This is a genomic window from Halothiobacillus sp., assembly GCF_028710545.1.
Lineage (GTDB): Bacteria > Pseudomonadota > Gammaproteobacteria > Halothiobacillales > Halothiobacillaceae > Halothiobacillus.
The window spans coordinates 1-20,280 of sequence record NZ_JAQTTX010000012.1; the positions used below are offsets into that span (position 1 = coordinate 1).

26 protein-coding genes and 1 rRNA gene are annotated in these 20,280 nt (G+C 54.8%); 12 read left to right on the forward strand and 15 right to left on the reverse strand.

The genetic code is table 11. The features are described 5' to 3' along the window. Positions 1-4: 4 nt before the first annotated feature. Positions 5-120, forward strand: a 5S ribosomal RNA gene (rrf, locus tag PHD44_RS03585). A 23-nt stretch (positions 121-143) separates the two neighbouring features. Further along, entirely contained in the window at positions 144-707 is a 564-nt protein-coding gene (locus tag PHD44_RS03590) for a hypothetical protein (protein ID WP_300188129.1), read from the forward strand. 20 nt (positions 708-727) lie between these two features. Here PHD44_RS03590 and PHD44_RS03595 read toward each other — a convergent pair whose 3' ends face one another. From PHD44_RS03595 to PHD44_RS03610, 4 genes are read right to left on the reverse strand one after another with little or no spacing between them, the layout of a single operon-like run. Continuing rightward, positions 728-1,354: a hypothetical protein gene (locus PHD44_RS03595; protein WP_300188131.1), complete on the reverse strand. Its 627-nt coding sequence runs from the start codon at positions 1,352-1,354 to the stop codon at positions 728-730. A 36-nt stretch (positions 1,355-1,390) separates the two neighbouring features. Continuing rightward, positions 1,391-2,005 carry a hypothetical protein gene (locus PHD44_RS03600; protein WP_300188133.1) on the reverse strand — a complete coding sequence of 205 codons (615 nt, stop codon included), beginning with the start codon at positions 2,003-2,005 and terminating at the stop codon, positions 1,391-1,393. 3 nt (positions 2,006-2,008) lie between these two features. Further along, positions 2,009-2,530: an adenine phosphoribosyltransferase gene (locus PHD44_RS03605; RefSeq protein WP_300188135.1), complete on the reverse strand. Its 522-nt coding sequence runs from the start codon at positions 2,528-2,530 to the stop codon at positions 2,009-2,011. 19 nt (positions 2,531-2,549) lie between these two features. Then, positions 2,550-3,110, reverse strand: a complete 561-nt coding sequence (locus PHD44_RS03610; RefSeq protein WP_298220650.1) for a Smr/MutS family protein — start codon at positions 3,108-3,110, stop codon at positions 2,550-2,552. 107 nt (positions 3,111-3,217) lie between these two features. Between PHD44_RS03610 and surE the strand changes: the two genes are divergently transcribed. The 4 genes from surE (at position 3,218) to PHD44_RS03630 (ending at position 6,152) form a co-directional block, all read left to right on the forward strand. Then, on the forward strand, positions 3,218-3,982 hold the full coding sequence (surE, locus tag PHD44_RS03615) for a 5'/3'-nucleotidase SurE (protein WP_300188137.1): 765 nt from the start codon (positions 3,218-3,220) through the stop codon (positions 3,980-3,982). 161 nt (positions 3,983-4,143) lie between these two features. Next, positions 4,144-4,758, forward strand: a complete 615-nt coding sequence (locus tag PHD44_RS03620; RefSeq protein WP_300188237.1) for a protein-L-isoaspartate(D-aspartate) O-methyltransferase — start codon at positions 4,144-4,146, stop codon at positions 4,756-4,758. After that, positions 4,755-5,342, forward strand: coding sequence for a YqaA family protein (locus tag PHD44_RS03625; RefSeq protein ID WP_300188139.1), 588 nt, complete (start codon positions 4,755-4,757; stop codon positions 5,340-5,342). The genes PHD44_RS03620 and PHD44_RS03625 overlap by 4 nt, the downstream gene beginning before the upstream one ends. 63 nt (positions 5,343-5,405) lie before the next feature. Further along, on the forward strand, positions 5,406-6,152 hold the full coding sequence (locus tag PHD44_RS03630) for a peptidoglycan DD-metalloendopeptidase family protein (RefSeq protein WP_300188141.1): 747 nt from the start codon (positions 5,406-5,408) through the stop codon (positions 6,150-6,152). Between the two features lie 33 nt (positions 6,153-6,185). On the opposite strand, the gene PHD44_RS03635 is transcribed toward PHD44_RS03630, so the two are convergent. After that, positions 6,186-7,064: a WYL domain-containing protein gene (locus PHD44_RS03635; RefSeq protein WP_300188143.1), complete on the reverse strand. Its 879-nt coding sequence runs from the start codon at positions 7,062-7,064 to the stop codon at positions 6,186-6,188. A 250-nt stretch (positions 7,065-7,314) separates the two neighbouring features. Between PHD44_RS03635 and PHD44_RS03640 the strand changes: the two genes are divergently transcribed. Then, positions 7,315-7,647: a hypothetical protein gene (locus tag PHD44_RS03640; RefSeq protein ID WP_300188145.1), complete on the forward strand. Its 333-nt coding sequence runs from the start codon at positions 7,315-7,317 to the stop codon at positions 7,645-7,647. 22 nt (positions 7,648-7,669) lie between these two features. Here PHD44_RS03640 and PHD44_RS03645 read toward each other — a convergent pair whose 3' ends face one another. The 3 genes from PHD44_RS03645 to PHD44_RS03655 all read right to left on the reverse strand — a co-directional run bounded on the left by PHD44_RS03645 (position 7,670) and on the right by PHD44_RS03655 (position 9,828). Beyond that, entirely contained in the window at positions 7,670-8,635 is a 966-nt protein-coding gene (locus PHD44_RS03645) for a zinc transporter ZntB (RefSeq protein ID WP_300188147.1), read from the reverse strand. Between the two features lie 71 nt (positions 8,636-8,706). Beyond that, positions 8,707-9,297, reverse strand: a complete 591-nt coding sequence (locus tag PHD44_RS03650; protein ID WP_300188149.1) for a methyltransferase — start codon at positions 9,295-9,297, stop codon at positions 8,707-8,709. A 69-nt stretch (positions 9,298-9,366) separates the two neighbouring features. Next, positions 9,367-9,828: a transcriptional repressor gene (locus tag PHD44_RS03655; RefSeq protein WP_300188151.1), complete on the reverse strand. Its 462-nt coding sequence runs from the start codon at positions 9,826-9,828 to the stop codon at positions 9,367-9,369. A 250-nt stretch (positions 9,829-10,078) separates the two neighbouring features. Here PHD44_RS03655 and PHD44_RS03660 point away from each other — a divergent pair, with 250 nt between their 5' ends. The 3 genes from PHD44_RS03660 (at position 10,079) to PHD44_RS03670 (ending at position 12,418) form a co-directional block, all read left to right on the forward strand. After that, a complete protein-coding gene (locus PHD44_RS03660) occupies positions 10,079-11,101 on the forward strand; it encodes an MBL fold metallo-hydrolase (RefSeq protein WP_300188153.1) in 1,023 nt (340 codons plus the stop codon). A gap of 136 nt (positions 11,102-11,237) precedes the next feature. Continuing rightward, positions 11,238-11,762, forward strand: a complete 525-nt coding sequence (locus PHD44_RS03665) for a YeeE/YedE thiosulfate transporter family protein (protein WP_300188155.1) — start codon at positions 11,238-11,240, stop codon at positions 11,760-11,762. Next, positions 11,762-12,418: a DUF6691 family protein gene (locus PHD44_RS03670; protein ID WP_300188157.1), complete on the forward strand. Its 657-nt coding sequence runs from the start codon at positions 11,762-11,764 to the stop codon at positions 12,416-12,418. The genes PHD44_RS03665 and PHD44_RS03670 overlap by 1 nt, the downstream gene beginning before the upstream one ends. Before the next feature lie 85 nt (positions 12,419-12,503). On the opposite strand, the gene PHD44_RS03675 is transcribed toward PHD44_RS03670, so the two are convergent. Next, on the reverse strand, positions 12,504-12,926 hold the full coding sequence (locus tag PHD44_RS03675) for a hypothetical protein (protein WP_300188159.1): 423 nt from the start codon (positions 12,924-12,926) through the stop codon (positions 12,504-12,506). A gap of 89 nt (positions 12,927-13,015) precedes the next feature. Between PHD44_RS03675 and PHD44_RS03680 the strand changes: the two genes are divergently transcribed. Continuing rightward, on the forward strand, positions 13,016-13,726 hold the full coding sequence (locus PHD44_RS03680; protein WP_300188161.1) for a hypothetical protein: 711 nt from the start codon (positions 13,016-13,018) through the stop codon (positions 13,724-13,726). 135 nt (positions 13,727-13,861) lie between these two features. Beyond that, positions 13,862-14,851, forward strand: coding sequence for a sulfurtransferase (locus tag PHD44_RS03685; RefSeq protein ID WP_300188163.1), 990 nt, complete (start codon positions 13,862-13,864; stop codon positions 14,849-14,851). Between the two features lie 151 nt (positions 14,852-15,002). Here the strand turns inward: PHD44_RS03685 and PHD44_RS03690 are convergent, their stop codons facing one another. The 6 genes from PHD44_RS03690 to PHD44_RS03715 all read right to left on the reverse strand — a co-directional run bounded on the left by PHD44_RS03690 (position 15,003) and on the right by PHD44_RS03715 (position 20,269). Continuing rightward, positions 15,003-15,896: a phosphoribulokinase gene (locus PHD44_RS03690; protein WP_300188165.1), complete on the reverse strand. Its 894-nt coding sequence runs from the start codon at positions 15,894-15,896 to the stop codon at positions 15,003-15,005. A gap of 207 nt (positions 15,897-16,103) precedes the next feature. After that, positions 16,104-16,376, reverse strand: a complete 273-nt coding sequence (locus PHD44_RS03695; RefSeq protein WP_300188168.1) for a YrhK family protein — start codon at positions 16,374-16,376, stop codon at positions 16,104-16,106. Between the two features lie 9 nt (positions 16,377-16,385). Then, entirely contained in the window at positions 16,386-17,096 is a 711-nt protein-coding gene (trmB, locus tag PHD44_RS03700) for a tRNA (guanosine(46)-N7)-methyltransferase TrmB (protein WP_300188170.1), read from the reverse strand. Positions 17,097-17,106: 10 nt separating this feature from the next. Further along, positions 17,107-17,898: a thiazole synthase gene (locus PHD44_RS03705; RefSeq protein WP_300188172.1), complete on the reverse strand. Its 792-nt coding sequence runs from the start codon at positions 17,896-17,898 to the stop codon at positions 17,107-17,109. Between the two features lie 162 nt (positions 17,899-18,060). Then, positions 18,061-19,083, reverse strand: coding sequence for a hypothetical protein (locus PHD44_RS03710; protein ID WP_300188174.1), 1,023 nt, complete (start codon positions 19,081-19,083; stop codon positions 18,061-18,063). A 76-nt stretch (positions 19,084-19,159) separates the two neighbouring features. After that, positions 19,160-20,269 (reverse strand): ABC transporter permease, encoded by a 1,110-nt coding sequence (locus PHD44_RS03715; RefSeq protein ID WP_300188176.1) that lies wholly within the window; start codon positions 20,267-20,269, stop codon positions 19,160-19,162. Between the last annotated feature and the right edge of the window lie 11 nt (positions 20,270-20,280).

The window sequence follows — 20,280 nt, forward strand, 5'->3', positions numbered from 1 at the left end:
TTTGCCTGGTGTCCATAGAGCTGTGGAACCACCTGTTCCCATCCCGAACACAGAAGTGAAACGCAGCATCGCCGATGATAGTGTGGGGTCTCCCCATGTGAAAGTAGGTCAACGCCAGGCTCCCCATTCCGAGCCCCCCGTACATGAACTTGTACGGGGGGCTTTCTTTTTGTGGCTTTAATGATAGAGTCTGCGGCCAAATGAGAGGTCTGAATATGTCGATGAATCAAGCTCGCTGGCTGGTTGCCACGTTCGTCGTTCTTGCTGTTCTGAGTTTTATTTGGGGCCATAACCCTGCTGAAGTTCGCCTCAAGGATACGGCTTTGGGCCCGGTTATTCCGGTGGTGATCCCGACTGACTGCACGATGAAAGGCGCAGGTTGTGATTTGTCCTTAGGAAAAATCGGCCACGTGCTTGTGCGGGCACCGAATGTGATCAAGCCGCTGGAGAAGTTTTCACTGGTCGTGGAACCGCAAGGTGATGCCTCAAAATCGATGGGTGCGGTCTCTGTGGATTTTCAGATGGTGGGCATGGACATGGGCATCAACCAGTATCCACTGGCCCGTTCCAGTGATGGAAATTATGCTCAGAATATCATTCTGCCTGTCTGCACAACGACGCGAACGGATTGGGTGGCTGATCTTAGCTTTTCGACAACGGCAGGTACTTTTGTCGCCAAAATACCTTTCGTTGTTGATCACCGGTAGTCTGTTTAATGGTGGAAACTCTATTGCAGAGCATGCGCCAGCAAGGCGATTTCCTTCAGGGTTAATGTTTTTGCGATGACTGCCATCGGATTGCCCTCTGTCACCGGGCGTTCATCAAATCGCCACGCGTTCATTTGATGGATAAAGTAGATGGCAGGTTGCCCAGCAATGGGTGCGATTCCATCCTTATTACCTTGCCCGTTGTCTCCATGGCAACTGAAGCAACTGGGTATACCCCGATTCGGCGCACCCACTTGCAGCAATTTCGCCGCCTGAGGTAGAAGGGTTTGGAGATCAATGTGTGATGAATGCGCGGTCTGATTCGCGTAGTAATCAGATACGGCTCGGCGCTCCGCGATACTCAGCTTTTGTGCATATTCCTGCATGATTCGATTTTTTCGCTCATCTTGTGCATACAGCGTCATTTGTTGATCTAGATATTCTGCATTCATGCCAGCTAATCTCGGATAGCCAGCCTTTATATTCCCTTCGCCATGATCGCCGTGGCATATCGCACAGGCTGGAACGTCCCCTGTTCCCTTTCTGGTAATTTTTTCGCCAAGTGTATTTGTCGATGTCCCGGCAATAGCCAGGGGGCCGGCAGACAACATTAATAGGGCGGCGAAAATCCGCTTCCGGTTTTTCATGGATAATTTCCTTGTAACTGGCAACTGAGTAGTGCTTTATTTGCTTGCCAGTTGAAGACGCTCCAGATGTTTCAAAGTTTCATCCAGCGCCACGCTCAAATGCTCGGTGGCCATTTTGAGCGCCTCTTGCCAGTCCTGTGCGGCCTGACCGTCTGCACCATCGGTAATAAACTTCAGCGCGATGAACTCTGCGTTGTGGTGGCGGCAAGTTTTCGCCAGCGAATAGGCTTCCATATCGATGACATCAAAGGCCAGATCAGGGTGCCGTTCAGTGACAAAACTGTCCCCGGTGAAGCAGGTTGACTGTTTCATCCCCGGTATGGCCAGGCTGCCTGTAATGTGTGTGTCCTCTTCAAAGGGTGTTTGACCCGGATCAAAACCCAGCGCCGTTGCATTCATGTCATGTTGAAAGAACCGGGTGATGCACAGTGTTTCGCCGGCTGGATACTGGTGTGAACCTGCCGACCCCAAATTGATCACGATGTACTCTTCATTCGTTCTGGACAGGATTTCACCCAGCTTTATAGCTGCATTAATCTTGCCGACGCCGGTGTAAAGAATGGGCAGGCCGAACTGATCCAGACGGTTCCCCACATTCTCCTGTGGAAGTGCCATGACGAGGAGTATGTTTTTGTTCATCGTTTTGTTCACTGTTCAGTAGGTGAATAGGCTGCGTACCGGTGTGTTTGGCCAGGTGAATTGATTCAGACCCGGTAGGTTGATCAAGGTGCCGATGCCTTTGATCTCATGTCCGCATTGCGTACAGAGTTCGCATGTACCCAGCAGCGTGCCGCCCGTGGCAAGCACGTCATCGATGATCAATACGCGCTGTGGATTCAGATTTGTAGCCATTTGCAGTTCGTCTTCACCGTATTCAAGTGTGTAACGCACGCTATGTCTGGGTGGCGGCAGCTTCCCCGGCTTGCGGACGATCATGAGCCCCTTGTTTTGGGCATAGGACATCCCGGAAGCCAGAATGAACCCGCGGGATTCAATGCCCACGATGGCATCGATTTCTGCCCATTCTTCTGGTGTGAACTGGGCAGACAACATATCGATTGTCTCGCGGAAATGATGGTTCAGTAGCGGGGAGATGTCTCGAAAGATGACGCCGGGTTTAGGGAAATCCGGGATGGCACGTACGGCCTGAGCCAGGGAATGTGATGGTGTTGGCATTTGGTTTGAATTTCCGGGATTAGGACTTGCGTAACAATACGTAAATTGCGCCTGTGCCGCCATCATGCGGCGGTGCTGAGCAGAAGGCGATGACATCATCTCGCTGGGGCAGCCAGTGGTTCACCATGCGTTTGAGAACGGGAACCTGCCCAATCGATCGGTTGCCTTTGCCGTGAACAATCCGGACACAGCATCGCACGTCCCGGCGTTGCGCCAGGAAAAATCGAGCGATGCTGTTTCTCGCTTCGTCGATGCTCATGCCGTGCAAATCGAGACTGGCCGCAACGCTGAATTGGCCGCGTCTCAACTTTCTCAGTAGCGGAGGCGGGCTGTCCGGCCGAAGATAACTCAAGGTCTCGCCATGTTCGATGGGTTCTTCCAGCGCGAATCCATCGGATAGATGCTGGTCGATGAAATCGCTGAGCCGCTCTGGAATCACCTTCCTGTGACCGGGTTTTGGTGGTGCGTCATCCACCACGACACAAGCATTTGCGACCGGCTCAACCGAGCCTACAGCCTCGTGAAACAAGGCGATATCCTCAGGGGCGAGTGGTGCTGTTTTTTTGCTGCTTTTCGCCATTGCTCATGCCATGAAATAACTTTGTTCGATTTTAGTTCAAGTGCGAGGTGTAAAGCAGCCGCCGCACCGGTATCCTTATGCCCTCGTTATCGTTTGGATGCAAATTCATGAATATTCTGGTCAGTAATGACGATGGTTACCTCTCGCCAGGGATACGGATTTTGGCCGAGCGCCTTAAAGCGCTGGGGCATGTAACGATTGTGGCACCGGATCGAGACCGCAGCGGTGCATCCAACAGCCTGACGCTGAGCCGCCCGTTGCGACCCCGACTGGTCGAGCCGGATGTCTGGGCGGTGGATGGTACACCAACCGATTGTGTTCATCTGGCGATACAAGGTTTGCTGCCCGTGGTGCCTGATATTGTTGTTTCCGGCATCAACCATGGTTCGAATCTGGGGGATGATGTCTTGTACTCGGGTACGGTTGCCGCAGCCACAGAGGGCCGTTCGCTTGGGTTGCCGGCGATTGCCGTTTCCAACGCGGCACATCACCCGGAGCATTTGGGTGTCGCCGCCGATGCGGTCGTGGATTTGGTCTGCCGCCTGGTGAATCACCCCCTGCCCGCGTTTACACTGCTGAATGTCAACGTGCCGGATTTACCGGCCGATCAGATCAAACCCATGCTCGCCACCCGTTTGGGTCGTCGCCATCCTTCATCGGGGATCGTTCGTGATCGGGATCCCCGCGACCGGGAAATTTTCTGGATCGGCGCCGCCGGGGAGGGGGCGGATGCAGGAGAAGGCACGGACTTTGCCGCTGTCGCCGCCGGACACATCTCGGTTACCCCGGTGCAATTCGATATGACGCGGCACAGCGCCATTCCCGGTGTCGCCGATTGGTTGGCTGAACCCGTGTGTGCCTTGCCCAAATGACATCGTCTGATTTTCCACGTCTGAAGAAGATATTGTCTTCATCAGGCAAGCCAGAACTGCATGTGCCCGAGAAGGTGGCAAAGAAAACGGCTCGTCGAGTTGAAGACGAGCTTCCGCCTTCTTCCAAACGAGGGCCGGACTATACCTGGGCACGTGGCGCCATGGTCGAACGAGTGCGGCAGCAAGGCGTATCCAACCCCAAGGTGCTGGCCGCGATGAACACCTTGGCACGCGAGGCATTTGTCGATGAAGCCCTGCGGATGCGGGTATATGACGATTGCTCGTTGCCCATCGGGCAAGGACAGACATTATCCCAGCCTTATATTGTGGGGCGGATGTCCGAGCTGCTTCTGGGGGCGAGTATCCCGGTGAAGCGGGTGTTGGAGATCGGCACGGGGTCGGGGTATCAGGCCGCTGTGCTGGCTCAATGTGGTTGTGCGGTGTTCACGATCGAACGGATCGGGGCTTTTCTGGACGTGGCCAAGGCCCGTCACCGCAGGCTGGGATTGTTGAATATCCGTTATTTGCACCGAGATGGTTTCAAGGGATGGCCTTCGCAGGCGCCATTCGATGGAATCATCGTGACCGCGGCGCCACCAACCATTCCCGATGAGCTTAAAGTGCAGCTGGCCGTCGGCGGTCGACTCATTGTGCCGGTTGGCGCGCAGGGTGGTGCCCAGCGACTCACCGTGATTACCCGTACCGAAAAGGACTTCAGGAGTCAGTTTTTTGATGCGGTCAGTTTTGTCCCCATGCTTCCCGGAGAACAGTCTTGAGACTATTTGGCGCTCTTTACGATCGAGTTTTATCCTGGTCTGCGCATCGACGTGCGCCGGTTGCACTGGGCGGACTAAGCTTCGCAGAAGCCTCGTTTTTCCCGATTCCTCCCGATGTCATGCTGATTCCGATGGCCATGGCCCGCCCGCGCTGTTGGTGGCAGTTCGCGACCATTGCTACTGTCTTTTCTGCCTTAGGTGGCATGTTCGGATATCTGATCGGCTGGGTGGCGATTGATTGGCTGATGCCCTATATCCAGCAATGGGGCTATGGTTCGGTTTTTGAAAAAGCCAGACTCTGGTTTGATGAGTGGGGATTCTGGGCGATCATCGTGGCGGGTTTTTCACCCATTCCTTATAAGGCGTTTACGATCACGGCCGGTGCGCTGACCATGAATCCAGCCTTGTTTTTTGTCGCTTCTCTGGCCGGGCGCGGTGGGCGGCTTTATCTGGTTGCGGGGTTGATTGCCTGGGCCGGACCGAAGATTGCACCCAAGCTCCGCCACTATATTGAGTGGCTGGGTTGGTTGACGGTCGCTTTACTGGTCATCGCCGTGATTTTATGGCGATGGACGAAACTTTGACCGAATGGAGCGCATTATCCCATCGTGAACCAGTTATCGCGTCTTGCAGCCTTCATGAGGCCCATGTGCCGGATGGCATGGGTCGGATTGCTGCTTGGCGTGATGACCTTGTCGGGCTGCGCCACAGGGTCTCATTTTGATCGGTGGGCAGGGCACGATGCTTCGGCCATACGCGTTCGACCGGGCGACACGCTCTACTCCATTGCCGTGGCGAATGATCTGGATTGGCGTGATGTCGCGCGTTGGAACGGCATCCGCAATCCGCGTGATTTGCGTGCGGGGCAAATACTGCGACTGACGCCGCCAGGGCAAACCGCACGAGCCGCCGCAAACACGCCGCCGCGAGCCGTTCCACATCAACCTTCGGCCACGAAACCGACCTCACGGTCAGCCTCACCCCGCTCCAATGCCTCCGTTTCGTCTCAGGGCGTGGCTTGGCAGTGGCCGGTTAACGGACGTGTTCTGAGTCGGTTTATTGACCAAAGCAAACAGCAAAAGGGATTGATTCTGGCAGGTCAAATCGGAGAACCTGTCCGTGCCAGTGCAGCCGGAGAAGTGGTTTATGCCGGCAATGGTCTGCCTGGTTACGGTAATCTCTTGATCATCAAGCACAACTCGACATGGCTATCGGCATACGGTTACAACCGCAGCCTTTTGGTGAAGGAGGGGCAGTCCGTTCGGGCAGGTCAGGTCGTGGCGACCATGGGGCGGCGAGATGGGCGTGCAAAGGATAAAACCGGCAGTTTGCTGTTCCAGATACGTCGGGATGGTAAACCTGTCGATCCCATGGCCTATTTGCCCAGTCGCTAGCACCCGCCCGAATTAACGCTCATTTTCTGCAGGCTAATTGTTGCGCCACAAAAACGGTTGAACCTGTTCCGGGTTTTTCAGAATGATCTGTTGGATTTTCGGGTCGGGGTGTTGCCGTTCGGGCTCAATTTGCATCAACCGCAAGAAGTAGGGCAGTAAGGCCTGACGAACGGGCTCGCAACGTGTTCCATCGACCATTCCGTAGTCTTCGGCCAGAATCATTCGCTGGCTTTCCGGAAGGTCCGGGTGCGGCTCGATGATCACATCAATGGTTTGATGCCATGCCTCATCGTGATCGCCCGTGATCGCAGTTTCATTCAGCAATTGGGGCGCCTCTCCCCTGAATCGTGCCAATACGAAATCACGGTATGCCTGATGCGTATCACTGAATGCGCGCACATGCCAGCGGAAACCACTGAACACCAAATGATGCGGCGAGAGGGTCAACTCGGTTGGTTCATTGCGATTCATGGACTGGTACGCCGCCTTGAGTTTGCGTTTTTGGCAGATGGCCTGACTCACAGCCTTCAGCACCGACCAATCTAGTTGACGATCCAGGGGCTGTACCACCTGGATGGCTGGCAAAGTGGCAGCCAGGGTGACCACGGGTGTTTGCTGTGGATTAACCACCTGCAGGGCATTGAGTACATCCGTGGCTGAACCGGTGAGCAGTAGTGGGGTGAACGTGTCACCTGCTTCGTAATATTTCAGTGATTTGTTGTACTTGAGATTATCGGGGCGAAGGTTCATGTACACCGCAAAATCCTTGGATGCCTGAGCCCGACTGATGCTGAACGTCTCGACGAGCGCCTGCGTGCGCACCCAACCCGTGAGTAACAGTGTGCTTTCCAAGAGCGTGAGGCGTTGTCGAACATCCCATTTCAGGGCCGCGATTTCAGCGTGATTAAGCATGGTCTTTTGTGTGTGCCGGTAGATGATTTTTCAGCCCTAACGAATCCGGTACACGCCCGTATTCGTGGGCGGGACATCCATGTCCCGCATAACAGGCTGCTGAAATACTCATTTCAGCAGCCTGTTAATGCGTCATTGTGCCGTAAATACAACATGTGTCAATAAACTTGACTAAACAATGTTGACGCATCTTGATCAAGTGTCTACTATCTGTTCGTGTAGATTAAATAGACACATTTGGAGATTAATCATGGGTCACGTACTTGATACCGCCACACATACTGCATCGTTTGAATGGGCTGAAGTTTATGCAGCCTGCCGACTGCATCTTGTGGGAATTTCTTATGCGCGTTTCATCGAAGCGCCCGAAGAGGTTCTGAATCGTTTGGGGATGCACGACGCTTTGGAGATCATGGCGGCAGGGTTTCTGCCATTGTTGCCCGCTCAGGCGAAGGTGCGGCAGGAAATCGATGCCCCAAAGCCTGTTCCGAAGGTGACGACAGCACGTTTTGATCATAAAAAAGCGACTCTTCGGGCCACTGGTGTTCGGGCGTTATCCAAGTGGATGTCTCGTGCCTCTTGAGTTGAGCGAGCGGCGCGAACGGTCAGAACAATCGGGCGCGTTTGAACAGGTAGATGAGAACGGCGCCCAGTACCCCCAGTAGCAGGGCGAAGATACCAAAGGCCCACGGATGCCCCTGATTGCCCGGAATACCGTCGATATTGACCCCGAACAGGCCGGTAATGAACGTCAACGGCAGGAAAATGGCTGATAGCGCGGTGAGGAAGGTCAGTTGTTTGTTCAGTTCATTGTTGGAGCGGGTCTGCAACTGTTCCTGAATAATGCGCATTTGGTCGCGGGAGGCATCCAGTACCTCAAGATAGCGAGTCAGTCTGTTTTCCGCTTCGCGCAGGCGCTGGATCGGCCCTTTCTTCATCCAGATCAGATGGCTGCCGATGACCGTGAGCAATGCATCCCGTTGTGGCCCCAGGTAACGTCGCAGGGTGAGAATCATCGTGCGCAGATCGGCCAGGTCACGGTCGGATACCGGTTCGACATCTTCACTGATCAGCATGATTTTTTCGTAATTGTCGGTGAGTTCGTCGATTTCTTCGATCGTATCCAGCATGTTGTCGTTCAGAAGTTCGACGAGCCGCGTGACAAATTGACCGGCATCTTTGGGCGCATTGTTGGTTTCCATATCGCGCTGCAACGTATTGACCGCCTGCAAGGTGCGCAAATGAGTGCTGATGATGAGCTTTGGTGTGATCCAGAGCCGGATACCGATCATGTCATCCGGTTCTTGCCCCGGGTTGTGGTTGATGCCGCGCAGCGTCAGCAGCAGCCCCTGATCGAGAATCAAGGCCCGTGGCCGGGTCACTTCGGCCAATAGCGTGTCCTGAACCGTGCTGTCCAGATCGATTTGACTACGTATCCATTCCTCGGCTTCAGGCTGGGTGTAATTCAGGTGCACCCAGACTGGTCCCGCGCAGGGCGTTTCATCTGAAAGGGGAAGCAGGCGTGCTGTGCCATCGCCCTGCAAATGCCAGGTATAGAAATCGGTCGTCACTGGGAATGCTCTCGATCGGATGATGAATGTCGGCCAAATGTCCAAAGATGGGATCTGAACCCATTAAAAAACTATGATTTGATCGCTCTATGAATGGTGTAGTTCTGGCCCTGTTTGATTTTTTCGTAGTTGCCGAACTGTTCCTTGAATGTGCGCTTGAAGTAGTCGCGAAGGCCATTGATGCTCACAAACCAGATATCCCCGCCGGGGTTGAGCGCCTCGGCAGCATCCCAGAGCATGATCGACCACATCTCCTTGCCCACCTTGGCGGGTACGTTCGATACGATGCGATCAACATGTTGGCCGCGCAGGGCATCGAGACCGTTGCTGGGCTTGACGACGACGTTGCCCAAATGATTGCGTTGGGCATTGCTTGCCGCAAACGCGCAGGCGACGAAGTCCTTGTCGAGCAAAATCACTTCTGCCTCGGGTTGAGCCTTCGCGAGAGCCAGCCCGATCGGGCCATAGCCGCAGCCTAAGTCCACAATAGTCTGGCCGGGTTTCGGCGCATCCAGAAAACCCATCAGTAAACGCGTGCCTTCGTCGATTTCACGCGGGGAAAACAATCCCCAGGTGGAATGCAGCGTGAGTGATTGATTCATCAGCGTGGTGGTTTGAACCAGATCGGCACGAAGTTGGGCGATTTCTTGGGGCGTAGGCATGAGAAGACCAGATGTGGCGGAAATGACGGGGGTATTTTAGCTTGAAGTCAGCAGTGATGCGGACTTCTTTCATCCCAGCCTTTGGCAGGTCGCGCATAGACCGTGCAGCTCGATGGACTGGTGCGTCACTTTGAATTTCTCCGCAAGAGTGAGCGCGCTCAGGATGCCATTGAGGGGCTCGCTGGCTGCTTCGTTAATCGTGCCGCATTGGTCGCAGATCATCAAAATGGCCTGATGCTGCGTGTCCGGATGATGGCAGCCGATGAACGCGTTCAAACTCTCGATGCGATGAATCAATCCGTGTGCCAGCAAAAAATCCAGTGCGCGATAAACGGTGGGCGGCTTGATCAGGCTGCCTTCGCTTGAGAGACGTGCAATCAAATCATAGGCTTTCGTCGCCTCGTGATTCGCCCATATTTCCGTCAGCACGGCACGCCGGATGGGGGTTAATCGCGCGCCACGTGCAAGACATACTTCTTCCGCATGTGCAAGTGCGAAGGTGGCGCAGTCGTGTTGATTGAGGCAACTCATGGGGTCCGGTCGTGTCCTTGGAGCGAAGAAGTAATGATTCTGGCTCCCTGCTGGAGATTCGCGTGCAGGCTGTGGTGTCGAAATCGCGCCGAACCGACAAGCAAATCCAGGGGCTCATTTAAAGAATCAATAATCATGGTATTGAAATCTTTCATTGCACTGACCAAGATCATAGCAGGAGTCATGCTCGGTCATCCGGTCGAGTCGTTCTATCCTAGTTGGGAGTCAGATAAAAATGAGATCAAAGACAATGAAATCAATTACAGAACCTATGCCCCGTCGACGCTTTTTGCAATCCGTAGGCTTCGTGGCCGGAGCGACCATGTTGCCAGCGGCTTTTTCCGCGCGTGTTTTTGCAGAGGAGAATCTGGTTATTGCCGGGCCGAAGGTGCCTGACATCAAGCCTACCCAGTTGGCTGAGCACGTATTCTGCATTGTCTCACCTTGGGGTTTCCCCTCGGCGGAGAATCAGGGGATGATGAGTAACGTGACTTTCGTGAACACGAAAAAAGGCGTGGTCATTATCGATAGCGGTGCTTCCCGGCAAATCGGGGAGATGGCCCTGCGCCAGATTCGTCAAATCACGAACGCGCCGGTAGTAGCCGTGATCAACACGCATTATCACGGTGATCACTGGTTGGGGAATCATGCCTTCGTGAATGAGAACCCCGATGTCCCTCTTTATGCGCATGAGAAAACCATCTCGGCCATCAAGACCGGGCAAGGTGAGTTCTGGCGCAACCTGATGGAGCGTTCGACCGACAACGCCACCATAGGCACGGCCGTCACGCCGCCTACACTGGCATTGAGCCATGGCGACGTTCTGGATTTCGGCGATACGAAAATCAAGGTGCATTTCTACGGTACGGCGCATACGCCCTCCGATATCAGTCTGGAAATCGTGGGGCACAATATCGTTCATGTCGGTGATGTCGCGATGGATAATCGAATCGCATTCATGGACGATGGCAGTTTCCGCGGGACATTCAAAAATTATGATGCGCTGGAAGCGGCGGTGCCGGGGGCATTGTGGATTCCCGCACATGGGCATCCCGGCAAGCAGGTTCTTGCGCACAACCGGGAATTGTTCGAGGGGATTTACCAGTCTGCACAAAAGGCCGTCGAGCAGATGGGCGGGCAGGAATTGGCCAAATCTTTGGCACTTGAAGATCCGCGCGTGAAAAAATACGCACCGGTAACCAAAGGCTTCGATGAAAACATAGGCAAGTACACCTCACTTGCTTACCTCGAAGCTGAGTCGGCTTCATTCTGAAATGCTGTTGAATGATAAGATCTTTAGTGCATCAATAGATAGGGCGAATGGTTCAATCAAACATATCGATTGGGCGTTTACCCTGTCTTTAGGCTAAAAGGTCAGATGGCATCGATAGTAGAAAAAGGAGTGATATATGTCTGATGGTTCGTCGGTTCGTCCGCTGTGGCCGCCTCTGGTCGCTGGGTTGGTGCTCGGATTGGTTCTTATCCTTACCTTCGTTCTCGTCGGGAATGGTGTCGGGGCCTCGGGTACGTTCGCCAGTATTGCCGCCTGGTTGGGGATGCAGATCGCACCGGCGGCAACGCAGTCCAATGGTTATCTTGGCGGCATGGTTGCGCATGGCGCCAACCCGTTTGCGAGCTGGATCGTCGTCGAGGTTGTCGGGGTCGCCATCGGCGCGCTTCTGGCTGCTGCCAGCGCAGGGCGCTTCAAACTGAAAGTCGATACGGGCGCCGGCAAAATCGGCGTGGCACCGCGCCTGGCTCTGGCGCTGCTCGGTGGCGTGTTGGCAGGGTTCGGTTCTCGCCTTGCGGCTGGTTGCACGAGCGGTGTCGGTTTGTCCGGTACAGCAATGCTCGGCATCGGTGGATTTATCTTCCTCGTGGTCTTCTTTTTGGTTGGCCTTGGTATGAGCGCACTGTTGCGGAGGGTCTGGTAATGGATTATGGAGTAGCAGGTACTGCACTGGCTTCGGGGATTCTGTTCGGCTATGTGCTGGAGCAGGCGGGTTTCGGGTCTCCGTGCAAGCTGACGGCTCAGTTCCGCCTGACAGACTGGTCTGTCTTCAAGGTCATGTTTACGGCCATCATCGTGGCTTCTCTGGGTATTCTTCTCCTGCAAACCGGAAATTACTTCGGTTCCAAGGGATTCTTCGTGCCAACCACGTTCCTCTGGGCTACGGTTTCCGGGGCTGCCCTGATCGGAGCCGGTTTCGCAATCGGTGGCTACTGCCCTGGCACTTCGGTTGTTGGCTTCATGTCGGGACGGATCGATGGTCTGGTCTTTATGGTGGGCATGGTGCTGGGGATTTTCGGTTTTGCGTCTGTGTACGATAGCGCCCTGATCCAGTCCATTTTGCATTCGGCGCAATTCACTGCCAAAACCTTGCCACAGTATCTCGGAGTTTCACCTTGGCTGATCTGGGCCGTTATGGTGTTGGTCGCCATAGGTGGCTTCGCGCTGGGTCGGGTATTGGAGCGCCGGACTCATGGTGTGATTACCGCAGAAGATATCGTGGATGAAACTGATCCGACGATTTCCTTCGATGGAGAGGGTAGTGCGGTCCATGGTAATCTTGGCTCGCGCGCGGCTTAAATATTGGCCTGTTGCGTTCGAATTAAGTGCACACTCTCATTCAGAACATTGCGAATAACGACTTTTAGGGGATTTGATTCATGACTCAACAGGATAAAAAAATGATGCGTTCCAAGTCACGACGTTTTCTTTCCGCTTCTGTTCCGGCGTTGGCCGTAGCAATCACCGCAGCTGCCGTGGCACCTTCGCCAGTGAGCGTGCTGTCTGTTATTCCGACTGCCCAAGCCCGAGGTGAGAATCCTTGTGCACCGGCCAGTCGCGGTGGTAATCCCTGCGCGCCGGCAAGTCGCGGTGGTAATCCCTGCGCGCCGGCAAGTCGCGGTGGTAATCCCTGCGCGCCGGCAAGTCGCGGCGGCAATCCCTGTGCACCGGCCAGTCGTGGCGGCAATCCCTGTGCACCGGCAAGTCGCGGTGGCAATCCCTGTGCGCCGGCCAGTCGCGGTGGCAATCCCTGCGCACCGGCAAGTCGTGGTGGTAATCCCTGCGCGCCGGCAAGTCGCGGTGGCAATCCCTGCGCACCAGGTGGTCGATAATCCAGGTTGAATCCGAACGATCCACAATGAGTTCCAAGTCAGTACGTGGTCGAGAGCATTCAGTGTGACGATCTCTGCCTTATGCCCGCTGGATGATTATCGGGATTGGCTGATTCAGCTTCCTGAGCCGGATTTCGACGAGCTCGTATCTGCGGCTCAGGAATTTTTCGATATCAATCAGGCCCTGATCAATGATCAGCAAACAATTCTGGGTGAGTTGCTCAGAGATGAGCCTGATTCGCCCGTGCTCCGCTGGCAGCACTATCCCTCAGGAGATGTGTCGGACCCGGATACGGGGGCAATGTATTACTACCATGCGCATGCTGATGGTGAGCGTCCTTGTGATGAGCATGGCCATTTTCATCTGTTTATTCGTCCGGAACCGAGTGCCCGATTCAGTCATTTCGTAGGTGTTTCCGTCGATGCGCGAGGTGCCGTACGTTCCCTGTTCACAACCAATCGCTGGGTGACGGACGAGCACTTTCGTTCCGCGAATGATTTGGTTTCCCTGTTGCCCGACGCGTTTGTCGTTAATCGTGCACGCCCATCCTGGTTGATTTCCCGTTGGTTGATGATGTTGGTTCGTTTGTGCGAACCGCATATTCAGCGATTGCTCATCGCGCGGGATGAATTTCTGGGCTGGACCGGGGAAGGTGAACTGCCGGTCGAGATTGCCGAAGACCGATCAAAACAGGTGTTGAGCGAAGAGTTTATTGATATCTATGCGATTTTAACGACAGTGCAACACATGGGGGTGCAGCGTTATTCGGCATAAAAAAACACACATTGTCACGATCTGGTCGGTGTGTTTTGATAGGCGATGCAACTTTCTGGTTTGCATCTCATGGGGTGGTTGGATGCGCCGTAGGCTATCTGACAGTTAAATGTTCTAAAGAAGGAGTTTTGACGAATGAATTTCAAGAAGTTTGTATTTGTGCCCGCTGTGATCGCGGCATCGTTCGCGGCACAAAGCGCGTTTGCGGTTACTGTGCCTGGGCCGTTGGTTGATCCGGCTTGGCTGAACGCACATTTGAACGACGTCAAGGTGCTGCAGGTCAGTGGCACCATGAAAGATTTCACGACCGCCCCTGAGATCAAAGAGATTAAGGGCAAGAAAGTTGCCGTGACCGTGAGCGGGCATGTACCGGGCGCATCGTTTGTCGATTTCAAGGCGATCCGTGTCACGCGTGACATCGATGGCAAGAAGGTCAAAGGTGTTATCCCTGAAAAGGCGGCCTTCGAGAAACTGGTTCAATCATGGGGCGTGAACAAGGATCAGCCCATCGTGATCGTGCCCAAAGGTCTTTCGACCGGTGATGTTGACGAGGCCACTCGTTTGTACTGGCAGTTGAAATACTACGGTCAGGACAACATGGCCATTTTGAACGGCGGTATGGCCCAATGGTTGGCAGACGGCATGCCAGCGGCAACCGATTCACCTGCCGCTTCCGCGGGCAACTGGGTTGCTACTGCCGAGCGCAAGAATATTCTTGCGACTTATCAGGATGTCAAAAAAGCCCTTGAACAACCAGGCGCTGTCGAGCTTGCCGACGCCCGTCCAACCAACCAGTACATGGGGGTTTTTACCAAACCCAAAGAACTGTCTGGTCATCTGCCTGGTGCGAAGAACGTTCCGCCAGATTTACTGACCACTGCCGATGGGGCTTCTGCACGCTTCCTGCCCAAAGCCAGCTATGAATCCATGTTCAAAGCGGTCGGTTTGAATCCGGGTAAGGAGATCGTCGACTACTGCAACACCGGTCATCTGGCCTCTGGTCTGTGGTTTGTGACCCATGAAATCGTGGGTGACAAGAAAGCCCGTCTTTATGATGGTTCGCTCGTTGAGTACAGCCAGTATGAAGGCGCCAAGACGATTGATCCGGCCAAGCTGGGCAAGTGATCTTCCTTTAACTCGTCATCTGTTTTAACGAGTCGATTAAAAGGCGCCCTTTACGGGCGCATTTTTGTTTGGAAGCCAGACCGTGGCGGATGTGGCCAATAAAAAACCCGCTGAATACAGCGGGTTTTCTTGATTGACCGGAGAGCCGTTATCAGGCGTTGCGTTGTTCGATCATGTTGTGGATGACCGGTGTGAGGATCAAGTCCATTGCGTAGCTCATTTTGCCGCCTGGAACAACGATGGTGTTATACCGAGACATAAATGAGTTGGGAATCATCGATAACAGATAAGGGAAATCAGCTCCGATTTTCTTGGGGTTTGAAAAGCGGATAATGACCAAGCTCTCATCGGGGGTGGGGATGTCGCGCGTGATGAACGGATTGGAGGTGTCCACAGTCGGAACGCGCTGGAAGTTGATGTCGGTACGTGAGAACTGAGGTGTGATGTGCTTCACGTAGTCAGGCATCCGGCGAAGGATCGTATCGACCGTGGCTTCAGCGGAATAGCCGCGTTCTGCGTTGTCACGGAAAATCTTCTGGATCCATTCCAGGTTGATGATGGGGACAACGCCCACGCCCAGATCCACGTGCGCCGAAGCGTCAATGGTGTCGGTTTTGACCAGACCGTGCAGGCCTTCATAGAAAAGCAGGTCGGAGCCGGGGGGGATGTCCTCCCATGGCGTGAACTCACCCGGCTTGAGGTTGGTGTTGAGGCGGGCGTTGTGTTCTGCCGCTTCCTGATCGCTGTGGATGTAGTAGCGCTTTTTGCCTGTGCCTGTTTCGCCGTAGGTTTTGAACAGTTCGGCCAGTTTGTCAAAGTGGTTGGCTTCCGGACCGAAATGGGAGAAAGAGAAATTGCCCAGCGCTTCCGCCTTTTTGACCGCTTCTCTAAAATCCACCCGTGACAGGCTATGGAAGCTGTCACCTTCAATCACGACAGGCGTGAGTGACTCGCGGCGAAATACGTGTTCAAAAGCACGCTTTACAGTGGTGGTGCCAGCGCCGGACGAACCGGTGACAGCCACAACGGGATGCTTAACAGACATGGCTTCTCCTTAATAAAACAAATTGAAGATCTAATTGGATCAAGGGTTGCTCACCCGCTTTACAGCGCGTGTTCATTGATCGAATAAGACACCGGGTCCAACAAAAACCAAGCTTGGGATTCTAGGCTTTTATCCTTTATCTCACAAGTTGTTGATGCGTTCAGGCGTGATCTTTTAACTGACAGCCCCGGGTTTCTGGTTGGAAAATCATGAATCCGATTTTATTTTGCGCAGGTGGATATTTCGCAGCAAGCCCATTGTCGGGCGAATCAGGAACTGGATCGAAGCGATCAGGAAAACCCAAGCACCAGCACTTGCCAGACCAGGGACAATAAAAAACACGCTGCCCAAAATAAACCACAGCGCGATGAGGAAATCGTTGAACAGGATCGCGGTTTCATAGCGGTTCTGGATAATCAGCTCATCTCTGCCGAAACGGATATCGGTTTGCTCTTTGCTGGAATCAATCGATTTGGTCATGGGGACGGCTCAGTCGCTATTGGATCGTCGATAAAGCAGGTCAAACACAGCGTGTTCCAGACGAATGCCCCGTCGCTCGAACTTGGTTTCTGGTCGCCAGCCGGGGCGCGCGTTTTCTCCGGAGCCGCTATGCTCTGCAGAAAAATCCGGATGGACATCGAGCACCGCGCGCATGTGTTCGGCATAGGGCGCCCAGTCGGTGGCCAGATGCCACAGCCCGCCGGGTTTGAGCTTTTGGCTGACCAGGCTCGCAAATTCTGTTTGTACGATTCGCCGTTTGTGGTGCCGCGCTTTATGCCAAGGGTCTGGGAAATAAAGCAGTAAGCAATCCAGACTGGCGTTCGCGATACGGCTTTGGATGAACGGTACGGCGTCTTCGGCCACGATGCGAATATTCGTCAAGCCCAGGCGTTCGACACCCAGTGCCAAATGGCCGATGCCCGGCCTGTGGACTTCGATGCCGATAAAATCTTGGTCCGGGGCTGCTGCGGCCATGTGCAGCAGGCTTTCACCATTGCCAAAACCAATCTCAAGGGTGACCGGCGCGCTGCGTCCAAATACGGCTTCGAGGTCGAGCAAATCGCCCTCTGCCTTGAGTTCCAGCGAGGGCAAAAGCTCGTTGATTGCGCGAATCTGCGCGGTGGTGAGCCGCCCTTCACGCCGGATAAACGAGCGGATGGGACGGTGCGTATGGGGCGCGGGTGGCGTGTCGGTAGTCATCATCGTGTCGTTAGGAAATCAAGCCATCGATAGGTGAAGAAGCGCTTGCATAGCGTTTGCGAGGCATCCTTCCGGCAAGGAAGGCTTCGCGTCCGGCTTCGATGGCTTTTTTCATGGCCGAGGCCATCAGAACGGGGTTTTTGGCGGCGGCAATGGCTGTATTCATCAACACGCCGTCACAACCCAGTTCCATGGCGATGGCCGCGTCTGATGCCGTACCCACGCCGGCATCGACGATGATCGGCACCTTGGCATTTTCGATGATGGTCAGCAGATTGTATTTGTTCTGAATACCCAGCCCGGAGCCGATGGGCGCGGCCAGCGGCATCACGGCAACACAGCCGATTTCTTCCAGGCGCTTGCACAGAATCGGATCGTCCGAGGTGTAAACCATCACTTCAAAGCCATCGGCAACCAGGATTTCGGCGGCCTTGAGGGTAGCGACGACATCCGGGTACAGTGTTTTGGCATCGCCCAATACTTCGAGTTTGACGAGGTTATGCCCGTCCAGAAGCTCCCGCGCCAGTTTGCAGGTGCGCACGGCATCTTCTGCGGTGTAGCAGCCTGCGGTGTTGGGCAGAATGGTGTAGCGCTCCGGCGGCAGCACATCCAACAGATTGGGTTCGCCCGGGTTCTGGCCGATATTGCTGCGGCGTATGGCTACGGTAACGATTTGTGCGCCTGCGGCCTGCGTTGCGGCTTCGGTTTCGGCCAGGTCCTTGAATTTCCCGGTACCGGTCAGTAGACGGGAATGAAATTGGCGACTGCCAATGGTGAGCAGATCGGATGTATTTGGGTTCATATGTCGTGGTTGCCTTGTGTTTTGTTTGCCGAATGATTCGTATGGATTCGTTCTGGCTGTCTATCTCGATGGGATCAGGTGTCTTGTGCCCCGCGTGCGATTCAGGCCGGGACTGTGACGATTTTACACGTATCGTCAAACCCGGCGGATGGCTATCTGCTGTCAGTGTCGTTGTTCTGCCGTCTCAAGAAAAGGGCCGGGTTGCAATGTGCAAGGTTGCCCTTCGATGAGGAGTTCGTCGTGCAGATGATTCAAGCGTATGACCGCGAGAAAGACCTGCATGTCCTCGTTGCCAACCCGGCAGATCGCACTGCGTACGATTTCGCCCGCCTCGGTTTGAGGTTCGTTAGCTGGATGAATGACTGATTTCGGCAGAACCGGTTCGGCCATGCGCGTGTATCCGCTGACCATGCGGCGGTTGGATTTCCCGAGATAGTGCAGGCGGGCGACGACTTCCTGGCCGGGATAGCAGCCCTTCTTGAAACTCACGGCCTGGAGCAGGTCCAGGTTGATCCACTGCGGTACAAAGTGCAGCACCGTTTCACGATTGATGGTGGGAATGCCGTCGTGAATTTCGGTGCAGTCCCAGGCATTTTGTGTGGTTCGTTGCGGCAAATGAGGGGCAAGTGCCAGCAGCGCATGGGTCGGTCCCTGCAATGAAAGTCGAGGGTCGTCACCCGTCTGTTCCCATGTCGCGACTACGCCCGAGGGCAGGGTGCTCTGGGCCAGAGGATCCGCTGGTGATGAGGCCATGCCGCTGGCGGCCAGCAAAGCCGGATCGGGGTTCAGTACGCCGACACTTTGCCAGTCATCACTGATCTCGATAAGGACACGGCGGCGAAGCACGTACAGTTTCAATGTTTTGAACAGATCGGCGGCGAGTTCGGCGGGCACGGTCAGACGATAGGTCATGCCTTGTCCACCGTCTTGCGGACGCAGCGGATGGATGAGCACGGTAGTTAAAATCCGTCCTTTGGCATTGCACAGTGCGCCGCGTGCCGCATGGCTGCCATCGAGCGACAGGATTTCCTGAGTCAGCATGGCTTGCAGGAAATCGCCCGCTTCCTCGCCGCTGACAAGCAGGCTGGCTCGTGTGTCCAGCAAAACCCAGGCAGCCGCCGATGGGCTGGCAGGGTGAGCCGGTTCTGGGTGTGTCTGCAGAAACAGTGACCAGTCGTTATTCATGTCGTTATCTTTTCGTGAATTCAGTAAGGTGAAGAATAACACTGCACAAGCTACTCTGCCCGAGCCGAGCGCGGTGTCAATTCATTCGATGCCGGAACAACCAGCCTGCAAATGCCAGCGTCACAAGGCCGATGATCGCCAATGGCCAGAATTCGTCAATCAGGGAATCGAACGAGCTGCCTTCGAGAAATACGCCGCGCAAAATGATCATGAGATAGCGCATGGGATTGATCAGGGTCAGATCCTGCACGATCGGTGGCATGTTGGCGATGGGGGTGGCAAATCCCGAGAGGATGATGGCGTGTACCAGAAACAGGAATACACCAAGTACCGCCTGCTGCAGAGTGGTGGCCAGCGCGGAAATCATCAGTCCGACGCCGATTGCAGACATCAGGAAAAGCCCGAGTCCCACAAACAGGGTGCCGATGTGGCCTTCGAACGGGACGCCGAACAGATGAACGGCCAGAAAAATAGTCACGCCGCCCTCGATCATGCCGATCACGAACCCCGGCGTGGCCTTGCCGATCAGGATTTCGACGGGGCGCAATGGCGTGACCAGTAACTGATCGAATGTGCCTTGTTCGCGCTCGCGGGCGACCGACAGGGCAGTGACGACCATCACGACCACCAGCATCAGAATGCCCACCACACCGGGCACGATGAACCAGCGACTTATGAGGTTCGGGTTGAACCAAGCACGGGAGACGATCACCGAGGGCGGTGCGGCGAGGTGATGCGTTTGCTGCCATTGGGCGTTGAAGTCGGCCACGATGCTGCTGGCGTAGCCCAGAGCGATGGCGGCGGTATTCGAATTGCGCCCATCGATGATCAGTTGCACGGTGGTGGGTTTGCCGCTATCCAGATCCTGCTCGAAGCGCGGTCCGATATGCAGGACCATCAATGCCTCACGCTGATCGATCACGTTTTTTATCTCGTCCTCATGCGTCAGTCGGGCGGCGATCTCAAAATGCTGCGATCCGGTAAAACGCGCAACCAGCGATTGAGCCGCCTGACCACCATCCTGGTTATAGATGGCCAGCGGGATGTGATTGAGATCGAAGGTTGCCGCGAAACTGAACACCACAAGCTGAATGATGGGCGGGCCGATAACGACGAATCGTGCCTTGGGGTCGCGAAGCAACGCCTGAAACTCTTTGATGGCGAGCGCGAAAATCCGTTGCCACATCATGGATTCCT